This is a genomic window from Herpetosiphonaceae bacterium, assembly GCA_036374795.1.
Lineage (GTDB): Bacteria > Chloroflexota > Chloroflexia > Chloroflexales > Kallotenuaceae > LB3-1.
Window position 1 is genome coordinate 1 of sequence record DASUTC010000236.1, and the last position, 16,596, is coordinate 16,596.

Below are 16,596 nucleotides of genomic sequence, written 5' to 3' on the forward strand. Positions count from 1 at the left end.
CGATGCTCGACCCGATCCTCGACGCCTTCACCGCTGAGGTCAGCCGCGTGGGGCTGCACGCGCCGCTGATCCCGTTCGTCTCCAACGTGACCGGCGCCTGGATCACCGCCGAGGAAGCGACCAGCCCGCGCTACTGGGCACACCATCTGCGGCAGACCGTGCGCTTCGAGGAGTGTACGCGCGTGCTGCTCAAAGACTCCGACAGCGTGCTGCTGGAAGTTGGCCCCGGCCAGACCTTGAGCCGTCTCGTCAAGCGTCATCCGCAGACCGCGCCCGATCGCGTCGTGCTTGCGTCGCTGCGCTCGGCGCACGAGCAGCAGAGCGATGTCGGCTTTCTGCTGACTACGCTGGGCAAGCTCTGGCTGGCGGGCGTCGCAATCGACTGGGCGGGCGTGTACGACGACCAACGCCGCCTACGGGTGCCGCTGCCGACCTATCCCTTCGAGCGGCGGCGCTACTGGGTCGACCCGCAGCAGCAGCCGGGCCAGCCCCAGCCGCAGGCCAGCGCCACGGGCAAGCGCGCCGATCTTGCCGACTGGTTCTATCTGCCCTCGTGGCAGCGCACGCAGCCGCCACAGCCCGCGCCCGCCACCGACGATCGACCGTGGCTGGTCTGCATGGACGACGGCATGATCGGCGCTGGCCTTGTGCGGCGGCTGCGCCAGAGCGGGCGCGAGGTGATCGCGGTCTACTGTGGCGAGCAGTTCGGGCGGCGCGACGACGGCGGCTTGACGCTCAACCCGACACGGCCCGCCGACTACCAGGCGCTGCTCGACGAGCTAGGAGCGCAGGATACGCTGCCTGAACGGATCGTCCATCTTTGGAGCCTGTCCGCCGAAATGCCAGGCGCGCTCGACGAGGCGCGCTTCGAGCAGGCGCAAACGCACGGCTTCTACAGCCTGATCTTCCTGGCGCGGGCGCTCAATGCCAGCGGCGCGCAACAGGTGCGGCTGACGACGATCGCCAACCAACTCCACGATGTTACCGGCGCGGAGACATCGGCTGCTGAGAAGTGTACACTGCTGGCAGCCTGCACCGTGATCCCCCAGGAGTATCCGCAGATCGCCTGCCGCAGCATCGATGTCGCCCTGCCGCCGCCGGGCGTGCAGACCGGCAAGCTGCTCGATCAGCTTGTCGCCGAGCTTGGCAGCGACTCTGCCGAGCGGGTGATCGCCTATCGCGGCGGGCAGCGCTGGGCGCAGAGCTACGAGCAGGTGCGGCTGGAAGAGCGCCCGGATGCAATGCCGCTGCGGGCGCGGGGTGTCTATCTGATCACTGGCGGATTGAGCGGCGTTGGTCTGGCGCTGGCCGAGCATCTGGCCCTGAGCGTCCAGGCGCGGCTGGTGCTGGTAGACGATCGCAGCTTCCCGCCCAAAGCGCAGTGGAGCCAATGGCTGGCAACACACCCTGACGACAACCCGACCAGCCGCAGTATTCGCAGCGTCCAGACGCTTGAGCAGCACGGAGCGGAGGTGCTGGTACACAGCGCGGATCTCGCCGATGTGCAGCAGATGCGCGCTGTGATCGGGCAGTGCATTGCTCGCTTCGACACGCTGCATGGCGTCATTCATGCTGCGGGAGCGCCCGGCGAGCACTTCTTCAACCCGATCGACCAACTCGACCCCGCCTCCTGCGGCTGGCATTTCCAGCCCAAAGTGCGCGGCGTGCTCGCGCTTCAGGCGGCCCTGGCCGAGCAGCAGCTTGATTTCTGCGCGCTCGATTCGTCGCTGGCGACCGTGCTGGGCGGGCTGGGCTACGCGGCCTATGCTGCGGCGAATCTGTTCATGGATGCCTTTGCGCAGCAGCAGCACAAGATCAGCCGCTACCCGTGGATCAGCGTGGGCTGGGATGCGTGGCACCTCGACGATCAGCGCTCGCAGATCACCAGCGTGAGCACGGATCTGGCTCAGATGGCGCTCACGCCTCAGGAGGGCGGCGCGGCCTTCCGCCGGATCATCGCGCAGCCGCCGGGCGCACACGTGATCATCTCAACCGGCGATCTGGCCGCCAGAATCACCCAGCAGCGCAGCAGAGTCGCCGCGCTGCGCGAGCAGGCCCAGCCGACCGAGAGCGGCCCGGTCGCGCTGCATCCACGGCCCAGGCTACAAACCCCGTATGTTGCGCCAGCCAGCGAGCTTGAGCGCTCGATCGCGCATATCTGGCAGCAGGCGCTCGGCTTCGAGCAGATCGGCGTCCACGATAACTTCTTCGACCTGGGCGGCGACTCGTTTATCGCGGTGCATGTGATCGCTCAGCTCAAGAAAGAGCTACAGCGCGATGTGCCGGTGGTTAGCCTGTACGCCGGGCTAACCATCCGCTCGCTTGCCGAGACGCTGGCCGCCGATGCTGCCGCCGAGCCATCGCCGGAGGAGACGATCGCGCAGGTCGAAGCGCGTGAGGAGAAAGCCAACCGGCGCAAGCAGATGCAACAGATACAGCGCGCCAAGAAACGGCTTGTCTAACCCTTACAAACGGCTTGCCGAGCCCGTCCGCGCACGGGTTTCTTGAAATTATGATTATCGGTACAGTAGAAGTACAGCCTCGAATCGACGCTATGCTCGGCTTCGTTGCCGACGCGCCGGGCAGCTATAGCGGATCGCCGCCGCGAAATCGGCCACGCTGAACGGCTTAGGCACCACATTGACGTTGAACGTGGCGAGGTCGTGCGCATATTCCACGACCGTTGCAGTATCGGCGGTACAGAGCACGACGGGGATCTGCTCGGTATCCGAGTACGTCTTGAGGTGAATCAGGAAGATCCAGCCGCGTGGCGTAGGACCACGAAAATAATCCAACAGGATCAGATCAGGTTGCAGATCTCGGACAATCGGAATCTCCGGGAGGCTGTGAGCCATCATCACTTCGTACCCCTCAGACTCCAATACTGCCCGATAGAGGTCGCACATGTTGGGATCTTCGTCTAAGACCAGAATACGCGCAGACATACACCAAACCTTCACGATGACGGGGAATATTGACCGATCTTCCGTCATAAACCGGAGGTGCGCGGCTGTTCCTGTGGAACATGGGATCGCGCCAGTGGTAGCCCGGAGCCTCATCGGTTATGAGTGGATGCGCTCGCCAAACACGCCCACACCTCTACCAGGAATCGATGACCCTGTGTGGGGCATGCCGTCGCAGCATGTCGCAGATCCTCGCGTAACGGCTGTTGCGCAGCAGAAGAAAACGACATACGGTAGTGTACCTGATCTCGACGCTCAAGAGAAGGCTGAATCAGCACGAATATGACCCCATCTTTAGATCAGGATCTCGATACTTCGCCCACCGGAGATTGACGGTTCCGCATTGACGCTTATGCTACACTATCGCGCATTCTGTGGCAGCGTTTGGCTGAGCAGATCAGCGGCGCGATAGGCTGCGAGCCAGAGCTTCTGAGAGACACGAGCACACACCGATCCAATCGCGCCCGACTATTCACGAGGTGTCCGGACCATATGGGTGGAGTAGCAGGACAGGCCACCATCCGGCGGCGCGCCGCCCGGCGGTATGACGCGATCATCTTTATTGGCGTGCTGCTCCTGGCTTTGCTGCTGTACGTCGCCACGCTGCTGCCGGGTATCGGAAGCCAGGACACGCCGGAGTTTCAGCGAGTCGCGCCGACGCTGGGAGTGGCGCATCCCACCGGCTACCCGCTGTACACGCTGCTCGGCTGGCTATGGACGCGCCTGCCGCTCGGCGGTACGCCCGCCTGGCGCATGAATCTGCTCTCTGCGGTGCTCGCGGCGCTGGCTGTCGGCGTGCTCTATGCGTGCAGCCGCGCGATGGACCACCGACGCACACTGGGCGTCGCCATCGCGCTGAGCCTGGCCGCGACATTCACGTTCTGGTCGCAGGCCACGATCACCGAGGTCTATGCACTCGCGACGCTGCTCCAGGTAGCGCTGATCTGGGCGCTGCTGTGCTGGCGATCAGGAGACGCGCCGCTGTGGCTGGTGGGGCTGCTGTTGGGCCTGGGACTGGCTCATCACCGGCTGATCACCTTGATGGTCCCTGGCATGCTGCTCTTCGTGCTCCTCAGCCGACGGCTGGGCCTGCGCGAGGTGGCGGCTGCCCTCGCGGCGATACTGGCTCCATGCCTGCTGTATCTCTACCTGCCCCTGCGAGCGCCTGCCTGGGTCGACCGCTCGGACTTTCTGTGGGAGTATGCCACGGCCCGATCGTGGGCTGGCACGCTGCTGAACTTCGCTCACCTGCGCGAGGAGGGCTCTGCCCGGCTGCTGTATCTTGTACGCTACTTTATCTGGCCGCAGTTTCTCCCAGTGGGCGCGCTGCTCGCGCTGATCGGCGGCCTGCGCCTGATCCGCCGTGATCGCGCCCTTGCCGCCCTGCTTATATCGACCTACGGCTTCGTCTTCATCTTCTGCGCGGCCTATTATGTCAACGACGTAGAAATCTTCCTGCTTCCGGCGCACGTGATCGCCGCGCTGCTGCTTGGCGAGGGCAGCATGGCTGTCGTCAGTCGCCTGCCGCGATGGGCAGGTACCGCCGTGAGCACATGTCTGCTGGCGCTGCCGGTTGTGCTGGTGAGCAGGAACGTCCAGCCGATCCGCAGCATGAACACCGACAGTGCCGAGGTCATCGTCAGAGAGATCATGGCACAGCCGCTACCGACCAGCGCCGTTGTCATCGTCGACTGGTCATACTTCGAGGGGCTGCGCTACCTTCAGGATGTCGAAGGGCAGCGCCGGGACCTGGAGCTGATCCTGAGCTTCAACTACGACGAACACCATCAGATCATCCATGACCGGATCGCCCAGGGTCGCTCGGTCTTTCTGCTCCGGCCCTGGCCCAACTTAGGCATCGACCAGTGGCCGCAGGGTATGCTCTGGAAAGTTGGCGACACGCCGCCGACCGGCCAGGTAGCGACGGCGGCTACTATTCAGTGGAGCGAAGGGATTAAGCTCACAGAGTATGTGCTGATGCCGGGGCCGTACCAGCCCGGACAGATCGTTCCGCTCAAGTTGACGTGGGAGATCAACGGGCGACCGCGCCAGCGCTATACCTTATTCGTGCATCTGGTGGCCGCGGATGGCTCGAAGTGGGGGCAGCAAGATGCCGATGCGCCGACTGACCAATGGCAGCCGGGCGAACAGCATAGCGAGCTGTACGGCCCGGTTCTCTCGCCGCACGTTCCGCCAGGTCGCTACCAGATCGTTATTGGCTGGTACAACCAGCGCAAGCTCGAACGGCTACCCCTGGAGCAGAACAGCGAGACAGCAGAGGCGAGGGACTACGTGATCCTTGGTGAGATTGAGGTGACACCACGCCGCTAGCGTGGAGGCGAAGTGTGCTTGGTTTCGAGTTCCAGGTTTCGGATGTTTTGAACGTTGAACCTGGTTCTCTGTTCTTTCGCTACGGGCGCTTATACGCGGGCGTGCTCCCGTTGCGCGCGCGCGAGTTGAGCGGAGCGCTGGCAGCGCGATCGGACGGCAGGCTATAGCGTACAGCCGCCAGAAAATCGTTCAGGTCGAACGGCTTGTGAACCACATTGACGTTGAACGTCGCGAGATCGTGGGCGTGCGCGTTGACCGCCGCGACATCCGAGGTACAGAGCAGCACTGGAATATGATCCGTCTCCACGTATGTTTTGAGCTGAATCAGAAAGATCCATCCGTGCGGCGTCGAGCCATAGAAGTAATCCAACAGAATCAGATCCGGCTGAAGGCGGATAACCATGTCGATCTCAGGCAAAGCCTGGGCGACGATGCCCTCATAGCCTTCATCTTCCAGAACTGTGCGGTAAAGATCGCACAACACCGGATCTTCATCCAGGATGAGCACGCGAGCAGTCATGAGAGGGTCCTTTCAGGACGATCGACTTCACGGATTGACGACTACAGCGGACGGGACCTTGCTGAGGGGGAACTGATATGAGTAGTGTACATGATTTCGCCTGGAATGAGAAGAGGGTTTTTTGGGCGCTCTGCTGATCGAGGTTGCTCCCGCATGCTAACACGTCTGGAGCCGTACCGACCGCGTAGCTTCCATAAGCAAGGAGTTGAAGATGCAGTATGGCTTTGTGATTCCCGGCGGCGATCCCAGGACCTGCGCTGAGCTTGCGGCTGAGGCCGAGGCCGCCGGATGGGACGGCGTGTTCGTGCCAGATGGGATCTCCATCGAGGGCTTTCCCATGCACGATCCGTGGGTCGTGCTGGCGGCAATGGCGATGCGCACCGAGCGGGTCAAGATCGGGCCGATGCTGACGGCGATCTCGCGGCGTCGCCCGTGGAAGCTGGCCCGCGAGACGATGAGCGTCGATCATCTCTCCAATGGGCGGCTGATCCTATCGGTTGGCCTTGGCGCGCTGGACGACGGCGGCCTGACCAGAGTCGGAGAGGCGACCGATCGCACGATCCGGGCGCAGCGCATGGACGAGGCGCTGGAGATTCTGGTCGGCCTCTGGAGCGGACAGCCCTTCAGCTACCAGGGCACGCACTATCAGGTGCAGGAGATGACATTCCTGCCGACGCCGATACAGTCGCCCCGCATTCCGATCTGGGTGGTCGGCGCGTGGCCGCGCCCGAAATCCATGCAGCGGGTCTTGCGCTGGGATGGCCTGCTTCCGACGATGATCAACCCTGATGGCTCGTTCAAGGCGCCGACGCCGACGGATATTCGCGAGATGAAAGCCTTTATCGACGAGCGCCGCACCGCGACCACGCCCTTCGATATTATTATGGAAGGCGAGACGCCGGGCAAGGACCGGGCACGCGCTCAGGAGATCGTCGGGCCATTCATCGAGGCGGGCATCACCTGGTGGCTGGAGTCGATGTGGACCAGCACCGGCGGAGCGAAGGCGATGCGGGCGCGGATCGCGCAGGGACCGCCGCGTCCCGCGTAGCCGCGACCCGGCTTGAAGCTGCTCTGAGCGGTTCCCCGCCCTGCTCAAGACAGAGCGGGGAATGCCCTCAGCATGCGGCAGCGGACGCACCAGGGATCTTAGGAGTTCTTCCAGGTGGTCAGGTTATTGAACACGGCTTCAGTAATGCGCGTGCCGCCGTTGTAGCCGTTACTGCCGACGCCGTAGGCGTGGATCGCGATGCCACAGGTCGAGCAGCTTGCGCCGTTGTTCCACACGGGAGAGCCGCTGTGGCCGCCGTAGGTGTCGTTGGCGTAGAACAGGCGGCGCGTCTCGGTGATGCGGATGGAGTCGTCGCTGCGCCACTGGGTGCCGGAGGGCTTATCGCCGGGATAGCCGGAGATATAGCTCGGCTGGCCCGTCAGGCTCGCCGACGACCAGCGATAGCCGAAGTAGCCGGTGGTGTTGCCGATCGAGCAGTTCAGCTTGATCGCACCGTAGTCGTACTCAGGGCTGCGGCTCGTGGTCCACCCGCTGACCGAGTAGAGGCGCGTATAGCCGCAGCTTCCGTAGGGCGTCGAGGTGCCGTTGCGGCCCGGATAGACGACCACGTTGGTGGCCCAGCCGCCGCTGCCATAGATGCAGTGACCCGCCGTAGCGACGGTGTTGGCGTTGATCAGCCAGCCGGTGCAGCCGCCGATGCTCGACGTGATCTTGGCGATTGCCCGGTAGGGATACACGGTGGTATTGGTGATCTGGTAGCGGCTATCCGTGCCGATGATCGACTCGATGCCGACCTGATCGCCCTGCGGAGCCGGAGCGATATGCGCATCATTCACGGGGCGCTGGGCCGCCTTTGACACCTCGCCGGTGCCCTCGGTCGGTGCTGCGTACGCGCCCTCGGCATCGAACGCCACGCCGGCTAGATTCGCCGTGGGAACGAAGCCATCGTTCGAGACGATCGCGTGCGGATCGCTGGGCCGGGGCCGGGCGCTGGTGGTAGCGACACTCGCCAGAAGCGCCGAAACGATGATCAGCAGCGTCAGGAGGCGGTGCATGGACGACTGGCGTGAAACCGGGATCTGCATGAGTACACATCCTTGATTGTAAGCGAGAAGGTGGAACGGACAACATGAGATGATCGGACGCGGCGCGCCGTGGTGGGGAGCTGCGCTAACCTCCTTGTGTCTGGGTTGGGCATATCTTCGCGATAGACAGCCGCGTAAATGACGAGTTGGTTTCTAGTGTACAATTTCTTGCCCATTAAGTAAATAGTCTTTTTATTTTTTACCATTGTGCGGGCGATTCGTCAATGCGACAGTTGTACAGGATGTGCAGATCTTGCTAAGATGGAGCAATCCAGCTATAGCAGCTCGATATGCACGGCGTCGCTCACACATAGAAACCGGTAGGTAGGGATGGCTATCACAAGCGGACGACCACTCATGGATCGGCTTCGGGCGGAAACGCACGCGCGGCACATGCGCGTGGAGGAGCAGCCTTTGTTCAGGGCGCTGGCGGTTCGAGATCTGCCGCTGGACAGCTACGTCGGGTTTTTGACGGCGCTGGCGATCGTGTACGGTGGCCTGGAGCAGGCGGTGCTACGGCTGCCGGATCGAGAAGCAGGCGCGATCTGGGATGAGCATATGCGCAAGCTGCCGCTGATCGAGCGCGATCTGGCCTTTTTCAAAGAGCACACGCTACGCCCTATGCCAGCCGCCACGCTCCACGCGCTGATCATGGACGAGCAGATCCGCCGCCGCGCGACCGACGATCCGCTGACGCTGCTCGGCTACCTCTACGTGCTCGAAGGCTCGACGCTCGGCGGGATCGTCCTGCGAGCACAGGTGGCGCGGGCCTTTAAGCTCAAGGACGGGGAGGGCCTGGCCTACCTTTCGAGCTACGACAGGCAGGTCAAAGCCTCCTGGAAGCGCTTTACGCGGCAGATGAACGAGGCACCGCTCGACGACCGCACGCAGCAGCGAATCGTGATTGCAGCGGGCGAGGCGTTCAACGGCATCGAGCGACTCGTCGGGGCGCTCTATCCGATCCCAGAGCAGGAGATGTTCGAGCTGGTCGGCGTGCTCAATCCGGAGGCCGGGAATCACTTCATCGCCGACGATGCCCGTGAGATCGAGGCGGCGATGCGGGCAGGCGATCGATCGTGGCGTCAGGTGCCGTACTACGAGCAGCGCTACGGCGAGCGGGGCAGGCGCTTCACCTGGAGCGATAGCTCATGGATCGTCACGCTGGCGCAGCACTCCCAGGAGGTCATCCAGCACCAGATCGACTGGCTGGGCCGTCTGCTGGCGGCGCGGGGCATGCCCCGCTGGTTGCTTGAGCAACACCTGGCCGTGCTCCACGCCGAGCTGCTCCAGGTCGTGCCCGAAAAACGGCGCGACTACACGATCTTCGCTCAGGAGGCCGAGCGGCTACGCGATCAGCGGCGGGCACAGATCGACGAGCAGACCTTTCACGCGCTAGCCGCCGCCTTTGAGCAACAGGTTGGGCTGGAGTGGAGCGCGCGCTTGCCAGGCATCGGCATCCTGATCGTCGCGGCGGTCGCCGACGAAAAGGCGGGCATCAGGCACGCCGTGAGCAGCGTTGAGCACTGGCTGATCGATCCTGAGCGGTTTCCGCCGCACTGGATCGCCGCCGTACAGGCAACCATCGAGCAGGCGCGGCGACACGGGACGTAAACGAACAAAGCATAAAGAACAAAATGGCAGCTCTCTTTGAGATTATTCCGGTCGGACTCTTCAAGCCGCTCGCCGCACCGGGAGCGCCGATCTACGCCGAGGTCTTGCTACGGCTCTTCGGCGAGGCGCAGCGCAGCTACCAGCCGCTCTCGCGCGAGACAGCGCTGTATGTCGTCGGCGATGTGCTGGCCGATCCGCAGGCGCTCAGCCTGACGGAGGACGCCGACGATGCGCCGCTCGACGAGGCTGCGGAGACGACCGACACCATTCAAAGCCGCTCCGCCGCGATCCTGCGCTACCTGACGCGCTGCGGCTGGCTGCGCAGCGAGATGCAGAGCGATTTTACCCAGACGTACATCCTGCCTGATTACACGTTTCGGCTGCTGGCGGTCTTGAGCGAGATCACCCGCAACGAGTCGCCGTCGCTGCGCGGCCTGATCTGCGCGATCCACGATATGCTGGCGGCGGCGGTGCGCGAGGGCGATGCCGCGATTCGCCTGCCCGAAGCGCATCGGCAGACGATCCATCTGATCAACGGGCTGAAAGAGTTGCAGCATAACATCGGCGGGCACATCGAGCAGCTTGTGCAGCAGAGCGAGGCCCGCGCGATTCTGGAGCAGCTTTTCTTCAACTACCGCGACGAGATCGTCGATCGAGTCTATCACCAGTTGCGCACCACCGATCACATCTCGCGCTTCCGGCCCGGCGTGCTCAATGCGCTGAAGCAGATCGAAGCCCACGAGCAGATCGATAGCATCGCGCAGCGGCTCTACCAGCACCGCGACGCGCCGACGATCGAGGCGGCGGCGATGCAGGCGCTCGACCAGCTCCGCGAGATCCGCGAGCAGTTCGACGCGCTCGATCGCTTTTTGCAGGCGATCGATACCCGCCACAGCCAGTTTATCGACGCGGCGGTGCGCAACATCGAGCTACGGCTGACCGCCAGCAGCACTACCAGCGGGCAGCTTCACGCCATTCTGACACAACTCCTGGCCGCGCCCGCCGACGCCGCGCTGCTCGACGAGGCCGCTTCGCTGATCAGCCTGTTCCGGCTTGAGCTGCTCGATCAGGAGTCGCTAGCGGCGCCAGGCCGCGCCGCCACACCATTTGTGCCGGAGCGCCGCGCGCTGCCGGTGATCTCGGAGGCCGAGAAGGCTGCCGCGCGTGCTGCCACCCGCCGCCAGCTCAACCGCGCGATCAGCCGCGAGCGCGTCCGCCGCTTTGCACTCGATCTGCTGGGCCAGCGCGAGTCGGTGCGAGGCTCCGAGATCCAGCTTGACGATCCCGCTGAGCTGCCGCTGCTGATCTACCTGGGCGTCTATGGCGACGGATCGCTCGGCTACCGCGTCGAAGACACCGAGGACGGCGCGTGGATCATGCACGAGCAGATCGGCTTTCGCGACTTTACGCTGCGCCGAGTGCTATAATACCCGGCGGCGCTGGCTGAGCGCTCAACCCAGGAAGCCATGAGTCTACAAACTTTTGCCCACGAATACGAGCACCTGCCGCCCGACGATTCGCCTGGTCGCGTTCGACGAGGCCTTCTCCAAGATGGACCAGGATCGGATCGGCGCGACGCTAGATCTGTTTCAGTACTTCAAGCTCCAGATCATTACCGCCACTCCCCTGGAGCGCTGCGAGTATCTGGTGCCCAAGATGTGTACGAGCCTGGTCCTGACCGGCATCGGCGATCAGGTGCTGATCGAGCCGTACCGCAACTACGCCGCCAAACTGGAAGAGGTCGATGTCACCTGAGCTGGAGCCGGTCGCCCGCGCGCTGCTGCACACGCTGCTCGACCGCTTCGAGCAGCCGGAGCGGCGAACGGTGGTGCGCGTCCGCCTCAGCGCGAAGGAGCATCCGCGCTACTTCGCCACCGACGATAGCACGCCGCGCCGCGAAACGAATGTGGCGCTGGAAGCGCTTGCGCGCGACGGCGTGCTCACACTGCACTGGGCGAGATGGGAGCGCGGCAACTGGCTCGAAGCGGTCGACCTGGTGCCGGAGCACGCCGCCCTGCTCTACGCGCGGCTCAAGCGCACGCCCCGCGACGCACAGGCGGAGACGCTTGAGTCGCTGCTGGCGTTCGAGACGGCCCACGCCGAGTGGCACGCCAGCTTCCTAGCCTGGGCGCATGACAACCTGGCCCGCCATCGCTCGGTTACGCCGCTGGCTCTCGACGATCCGCGCAAAAACCGCGATCTGCTGCGGGCGCTCAGCGCGATTGCCCGCCTCACCCAGCCGACGCTTGAGCGGACGCTGAGCGTGCGGCTCTTCAACGATAGCAAGCGGCTGGAGGCGCTCCGTCCGGCGATCGTCAATGTTTTGCGCCACCACACCCCCGACGCCGCCAGCTACGGCGATGATACCCGCGCGCTGCTGGCCGCGCACTACCTCGATCGCGTGCCGGAGTATGTGCCCGTGGCCGGGCCGCTGACGCTCCAGCACCGCGCGCAGCCGATCGACCTCGCGCCGTTCGTGCCCAGCATTGCGCTATCGGCGGCGATGCTGTCAGCGGCAGCGGTGCTCTCGTGTAAAGCCACGGCGATCGTCACGGTCGAGAATGCCACGAGCTTTAGCGAGCTGGCTGCATTGCGACCCGATCACGTCCTGGCGCTGTACAGCGGCGGCTTTGCGACGCCCACGCTGATCGCGCTCCTACGGCAGATTCGAGCCGCCGCGCCCGACGTGCCGTGCTACCACTGGGGCGACTGTGACGCGGGCGGTCTGCGCATCCTGGCCCATCTCCGCGCGCGGCTTGGCCCGGTCGCGCCGCTGATGATGGACGCGGCGACATTCGAGGCATATCAGGCCCACGCGCAGCCGCTGACCGCACAGGATCGGGCTACGCTCACGATATTGCGCGCCAATCCCGGCCTCGATGATTGCTCTGCGCTGATCGATCGGCTGCTGATGACCGATCGTAAGCTGGAGCAGGAGGCCGTGAGCGCCGCCGCAGCGCTGGAGCATCTCTCTACCAGACTACGCATATCGGCGGTATCGTTCTGATCTCGCCTGTTGTTGTCGGATGTCGCATGTGCTATACACTACATCTATCGGAGCATACAGGGCGGTATGAGGCTGTCGATGCTACCTGAGTTTCAATCCTCGATCCCTGAGGCCGCCGAAGAGCGCATCGTCGAACGGCACCCCGACGGCACGAAGGCGCAGGCCGACTACTGGCTCGATGGCGAACTTGTGGGGCGGCGCTTCTTTTTTGAAACCGGCGAGCCGTCGCTCGACTTTGGCCTGCGCCGGGAGCGCTATCACGGCATGTGGTACCGCTGGGATCTACCTGGCATGCTCATCTCCGCGATCCCGTACCAGGATGGACTGGAGCACGGCACGGCCCACCAGTGGTCGTTCGATGGGCAGCTCCTCGGCAGCTATACGATGCAGCATGGGACCGGCCTTGATCTGTGGTGGGGCCAGCGCTCCGACGGCGGGCGCATGCTGAGCGAGGCGCGCTTCTACCGCGACGGGCAGCGTCACGGCTTTGAGTGGTGGATCGAAGCCGATCAGCGGAGCGTGTACGAAGAGGGCCATTATGCCAAGGGAGCGCCGCACGGCATTCTGCGCCAGTGGAACCGAAAGCGGAGGCTCAAGCGCGGCTATCCGCAGTATTATGTCAACGGAGAGCGCATCACCAAAGCACAGTACCTTCGCGCCTGCCGCAACGATTCGACGCTGCCCCCATTCCAACCGGCGGACAATCTGCCCGCCCGCAAGTTCCCCGCCGAGGTCGCCCGCCACCTTGGCCCCGCTGAGTGACAGCGGGCACGCTCTGATCCGGATCGCGCTGAGTCCAGCGCCCAAAACGTCGATCCCAACGATTGCCCGGATCGGCAACCATTGGGATCGAGATCAGCGCTATGTGGGCTGATTGACGCGGACGGCAATACGCCGTTGCCGCCGACGCAGCGTTAGCTCACACGCGAGGCCGAGCCAACCTGCTCCTCTACCAGGGCAGCCACCTTTGCCAGGGCCTCCGGCAGCTTCGGCGCATCAGGACCGCCCGCCTGGGCAAAATCGGGGCGTCCACCGCCGCTGCCGCCGACGATCTTGGCAATCTGCTGCACAACCTTGCCCGCCGAGATGCCCCGTGCCACAACATCGCGTGTCGCAGCCGCCGTCAGCAGCACCTTGCCGTTGAGCACCGCGCCGAGCACCACGAAGGCCGTCCCCAGCTTATCGCGCAGCCAGTCGCTCATCTCGCGCATCTGCTCGACGTTTCCGGCATTGACCTGAACCGCCAGCACGCTGATGTTATCCACCTGCTGCGCATCCTTGAGCGCCGTCTCAAGCTGCTTACGCAGCAGCTCGCTCTGGAGAGCCTGAAGCTGCCGGGCAAGCTGATTACGCTCCTCCTGCAACTGCTCGACGCGCTCCTTGATCTTCTCCGGCTCCTGCACGCCAAGCTGCCGACCGATCGCTTGCAGCAATTGCTTCTGGCTGGCGATGTACTCCTCCGCCGCATGGCCGGTCAGCGCGACGATCCGGCGCACGCCCTGGCTGATCGACTGTTCATTGGTGATCAGCATCGGGCCGATCTGGCCGGTCTGGCGCACATGCGTGCCGCCGCACAGCTCACGCGAGTAGACCCGCTGCGCCTGCGGCTGATCGTCGATCGACACCATGCGCACCGTATCGCCGTACTTCTCGCCGAAGAGCATCATCGCGCCGCGCTGCCGGGCCTCGTCCAGGCTGGTTTCGTCGGCTCCAACCGGCAGATCGTTGAGGATATGCTCGTTGACCTCGCGCTCGATCGCGGCTAGCTCTTCATCGGTCAGCTTTTGCAGGTGGTTGAAGTCGAAGCGCAGGTAGCCCGGCGCGACAAGCGAGCCGCGCTGCTGGGCGTGCTCGCCGAGCACAGTGCGCAGCGCGCGGTGCAGCAGATGCGTCGCGGTGTGATTACGCATGACATCCCAGCGGCGCTCGACATCAACTGTGGCCCGCGCGTTCTCGCCCCGCCGGATCGTGCCGCTCACGATGCGCGCGCGATGCACGATCACATTCGGGATCGGCTTCTGCACATCCTCGACGATCGCCCGCCCGTACTCCGTCTCGATCACGCCGGTATCGGCCACCTGGCCGCCGCTCTCGGCGTAGAAGGGCGTGCGGTTCAAAAGCAGATCGATCGCGCTGCCCTCCGCGCCCTGCTCCAGCCGCTCGCCGGTTTCGGGATCGATGATCGCCAGCACCTGCACCGGCACCTCGCGCAGATGCTCGTAGTCGTAGCCCAGGAACTCGCTCGTAGGCAGTTCGCTCGCCATGCGCCGGTAGTGCTCGATCCAGGTATCGACGTTGAAGCTGCTGGCCGCTTTGGAGCGCGTTTTCTCCTCAAGCATCGCCCGATCGTAAGCCTGGCGGTCGATCGTCAGGCCATGCTCCTTCGCCACGTCGTTGATCAGATCGTAGGGGAAGCCGAAGGTGCTGTACAGTTGGAAGGCGCGCTCGCCCGGAATAACGGTGCTGCCGCGCTTGCGCAGATCGCCGATCAGCTCGTCGAGCAGCATAATGCCGCGATCGAGCGTCTGCTGGAAGGCCGCCTCTTCGCGCTGCAAGGCCGCGATGATAAAATCGGCGCGCTCGCGCAGCTCGGTGTAGTGGCCGCCCATCTGCTCGATCACCACCCGCGCCACCTCGGCGATAAACGGCCCGGTGAAGCCGATCATCTTACCGTAGCGCAGCGCGCGCCGGAGAATCAGGCGGAGCACGTAATCGCGCCCGACATTGCCCGGCAGCACGCCGTCGGCGATCAAAAACGTCGCGGCGCGCGTGTGGTCGGCGATCACGCGATAGCCCACCAGATGCTCCGCGAAGTGCTCGTCGGTATGGCCCAGCAGCGCCTTGAGCTTCTCAAAGATCGGCGTGAACAAGTCGGTCTGGTAGTTGTCGGGCTTATCCTGAATCACCGACACCAGACGCTCCAGGCCCATGCCGGTATCGACGCCGGGCTTCGGCAGCGGGGTCATCTCGCCTGAGGCTTCCTGGCTGAACTGCATAAAGACCAGATTCCAGACCTCCAGCCAGCGGTCACAGTCATTATCCAGCTCGATCGAGCAGTTGGGATCGCCGCAGGTGCAGCCTTCCGGCCCGCGATCGTAGATGATCTCGGAGTTCGGCCCGCACGGCCCGACATCGGCCATGCGCCAGAAGTTGCCCTCCATGCGGAAGATCCGGTCGGGATTGATGCCCAAATCCTTGCTCCAAATATCGAACGATTCCTGATCGTCGGGATAGATCGTGTAGTAGAGCCGCGCGGGGTCCAGCCCGTAGCCGTTGACCATCAGATCATAGGCCATCGGGATCGCTTCTTTTTTGAAATAATCGCCAAACGAGAAGTTGCCCAGCATCTCAAAGAAGGTGTGGTGTCGCGGCGATGGACCGACGTTTTCAAGGTCGTTATGTTTACCTGAGACGCGCATACACTTTTGGACCGTGGCCGCGCGGGTATAGGAGCGCGATTCGACACCCAAGAAGACATCTTTGAACTGAACCATGCCCGCGTTGACGAACAGCAGCGTCGGGTCGTTGCTGGGCACCAAGGAAGAGCTTGCGACGATCGCATGGTGATGCTTTTTGAAAAAATCGAGAAACGTTTGACGTATTTCGTTCGTCGTCCATGGCTTCGGCATTTCTGTATACTCCTTGTTGCTCTACATTGCTACTTTGGCAGACGGTATGCGGCTCGGCTCGTATGACCACCTGGCGCGGCCCAGGAGCATGGGCCCGACCCTGATGCGTGCTCTCACATGTCTGGCGGAACGCCAAGCGCACAAAGACACCATAGTATAACACGCTCTTCGGCGCTGCCTCCGCGCGGCGGCTGCGCGTTTCAAGCGCCGGACGGGGCGCAATGTACAGATTTTATTAAGATCTTTTGATTGTATAGACAGATCAAAATGAGAAGCATAGGCTATACTGAGCGCTCCCCCCTCATGTCCCTAAGGATGAGAAAGGACTTATCATGTACCGTCCCTTGGCCTACCGTCCCGTCCGCTTCAGCCTGCTTGCCGCGCTGCTGTGCGCGCTGTTCGCAGCCGCCAGCCCGTCCGCATTCGCCGATGAGGTGAGGT

The 16,596-nt window shown here is 63.7% G+C and carries 12 protein-coding genes; 8 read left to right on the plus strand and 4 right to left on the minus strand.

Features of this window, described 5'->3' with window-relative positions; genetic code table 11:
- The coding region (locus tag VFZ66_17400) for a KR domain-containing protein (GenBank protein HEX6290965.1) at positions 1 to 2,462 on the plus strand (2,462 nt) is incomplete at its 5' end.
- A gap of 90 nt (positions 2,463 to 2,552) precedes the next feature.
- On the opposite strand, the gene VFZ66_17405 is transcribed toward VFZ66_17400, so the two are convergent.
- Positions 2,553 to 2,945 carry a response regulator gene (locus VFZ66_17405; GenBank protein HEX6290966.1) on the minus strand — a complete coding sequence of 131 codons (393 nt, stop codon included), beginning with the start codon at positions 2,943 to 2,945 and terminating at the stop codon, positions 2,553 to 2,555.
- Between the two features lie 510 nt (positions 2,946 to 3,455).
- Here VFZ66_17405 and VFZ66_17410 point away from each other — a divergent pair.
- Entirely contained in the window at positions 3,456 to 5,294 is a 1,839-nt protein-coding gene (locus VFZ66_17410) for a DUF2723 domain-containing protein (protein HEX6290967.1), read from the plus strand.
- 79 nt (positions 5,295 to 5,373) lie between these two features.
- Here VFZ66_17410 and VFZ66_17415 read toward each other — a convergent pair whose 3' ends face one another.
- A complete protein-coding gene (locus tag VFZ66_17415) occupies positions 5,374 to 5,814 on the minus strand; it encodes a response regulator (protein ID HEX6290968.1) in 441 nt (146 codons plus the stop codon).
- 211 nt (positions 5,815 to 6,025) lie between these two features.
- On the opposite strand from VFZ66_17415, the gene VFZ66_17420 reads away from it, so the two are divergent.
- Complete coding sequence (locus VFZ66_17420) at positions 6,026 to 6,862, plus strand: LLM class flavin-dependent oxidoreductase (GenBank protein ID HEX6290969.1); 837 nt, start codon at positions 6,026 to 6,028, stop codon at positions 6,860 to 6,862.
- 98 nt (positions 6,863 to 6,960) lie between these two features.
- Here the strand turns inward: VFZ66_17420 and VFZ66_17425 are convergent, their stop codons facing one another.
- Positions 6,961 to 7,908, minus strand: coding sequence for a serine protease (locus VFZ66_17425; protein HEX6290970.1), 948 nt, complete (start codon positions 7,906 to 7,908; stop codon positions 6,961 to 6,963).
- Between the two features lie 330 nt (positions 7,909 to 8,238).
- Here VFZ66_17425 and VFZ66_17430 point away from each other — a divergent pair, with 330 nt between their 5' ends.
- The 5 genes from VFZ66_17430 to VFZ66_17450 all read left to right on the plus strand — a co-directional run bounded on the left by VFZ66_17430 (position 8,239) and on the right by VFZ66_17450 (position 13,288).
- Entirely contained in the window at positions 8,239 to 9,519 is a 1,281-nt protein-coding gene (locus VFZ66_17430; protein HEX6290971.1) for a biliverdin-producing heme oxygenase, read from the plus strand.
- Between the two features lie 23 nt (positions 9,520 to 9,542).
- A complete protein-coding gene (locus VFZ66_17435) occupies positions 9,543 to 10,946 on the plus strand; it encodes a Wadjet anti-phage system protein JetA family protein (GenBank protein HEX6290972.1) in 1,404 nt (467 codons plus the stop codon).
- Positions 10,947 to 11,001: 55 nt separating this feature from the next.
- On the plus strand, positions 11,002 to 11,274 hold the full coding sequence (locus tag VFZ66_17440) for an SbcC/MukB-like Walker B domain-containing protein (GenBank protein ID HEX6290973.1): 273 nt from the start codon (positions 11,002 to 11,004) through the stop codon (positions 11,272 to 11,274).
- Positions 11,264 to 12,526 (plus strand): Wadjet anti-phage system protein JetD domain-containing protein, encoded by a 1,263-nt coding sequence (locus tag VFZ66_17445; GenBank protein ID HEX6290974.1) that lies wholly within the window; start codon positions 11,264 to 11,266, stop codon positions 12,524 to 12,526. Before VFZ66_17440 ends, VFZ66_17445 begins: the two co-directional genes overlap by 11 nt.
- A gap of 78 nt (positions 12,527 to 12,604) precedes the next feature.
- Positions 12,605 to 13,288 carry a hypothetical protein gene (locus VFZ66_17450; GenBank protein ID HEX6290975.1) on the plus strand — a complete coding sequence of 228 codons (684 nt, stop codon included), beginning with the start codon at positions 12,605 to 12,607 and terminating at the stop codon, positions 13,286 to 13,288.
- Positions 13,289 to 13,440: 152 nt separating this feature from the next.
- On the opposite strand, the gene alaS is transcribed toward VFZ66_17450, so the two are convergent.
- A complete protein-coding gene (gene alaS, locus VFZ66_17455; protein ID HEX6290976.1) occupies positions 13,441 to 16,155 on the minus strand; it encodes an alanine--tRNA ligase in 2,715 nt (904 codons plus the stop codon).
- Between the last annotated feature and the right edge of the window lie 441 nt (positions 16,156 to 16,596).

Bases quoted from the DNA above. Each gene is read 5' to 3' on its own strand.
- VFZ66_17405 (HEX6290966.1), bottom strand. From the start codon at position 2,945: ATGTCTGCGCGTATTCTGGTCTTAGACGAAGATCCCAACATGTGCGAC.
- VFZ66_17415 (HEX6290968.1), bottom strand. From the start codon at position 5,814: ATGACTGCTCGCGTGCTCATCCTGGATGAAGATCCGGTGTTGTGCGAT.
- VFZ66_17420 (HEX6290969.1), top strand. From the start codon at position 6,026: ATGCAGTATGGCTTTGTGATTCCCGGCGGCGATCCCAGGACCTGCGCT.
- VFZ66_17425 (HEX6290970.1), bottom strand. From the start codon at position 7,908: ATGCAGATCCCGGTTTCACGCCAGTCGTCCATGCACCGCCTCCTGACG.
- alaS (HEX6290976.1), bottom strand. From the start codon at position 16,155: ATGCCGAAGCCATGGACGACGAACGAAATACGTCAAACGTTTCTCGAT.
- VFZ66_17430 (HEX6290971.1), top strand. From the start codon at position 8,239: ATGGCTATCACAAGCGGACGACCACTCATGGATCGGCTTCGGGCGGAA.
- VFZ66_17410 (HEX6290967.1), top strand. From the start codon at position 3,456: ATGGGTGGAGTAGCAGGACAGGCCACCATCCGGCGGCGCGCCGCCCGG.
- VFZ66_17435 (HEX6290972.1), top strand. From the start codon at position 9,543: ATGGCAGCTCTCTTTGAGATTATTCCGGTCGGACTCTTCAAGCCGCTC.
- VFZ66_17450 (HEX6290975.1), top strand. From the start codon at position 12,605: ATGCTACCTGAGTTTCAATCCTCGATCCCTGAGGCCGCCGAAGAGCGC.
- VFZ66_17445 (HEX6290974.1), top strand. From the start codon at position 11,264: ATGTCACCTGAGCTGGAGCCGGTCGCCCGCGCGCTGCTGCACACGCTG.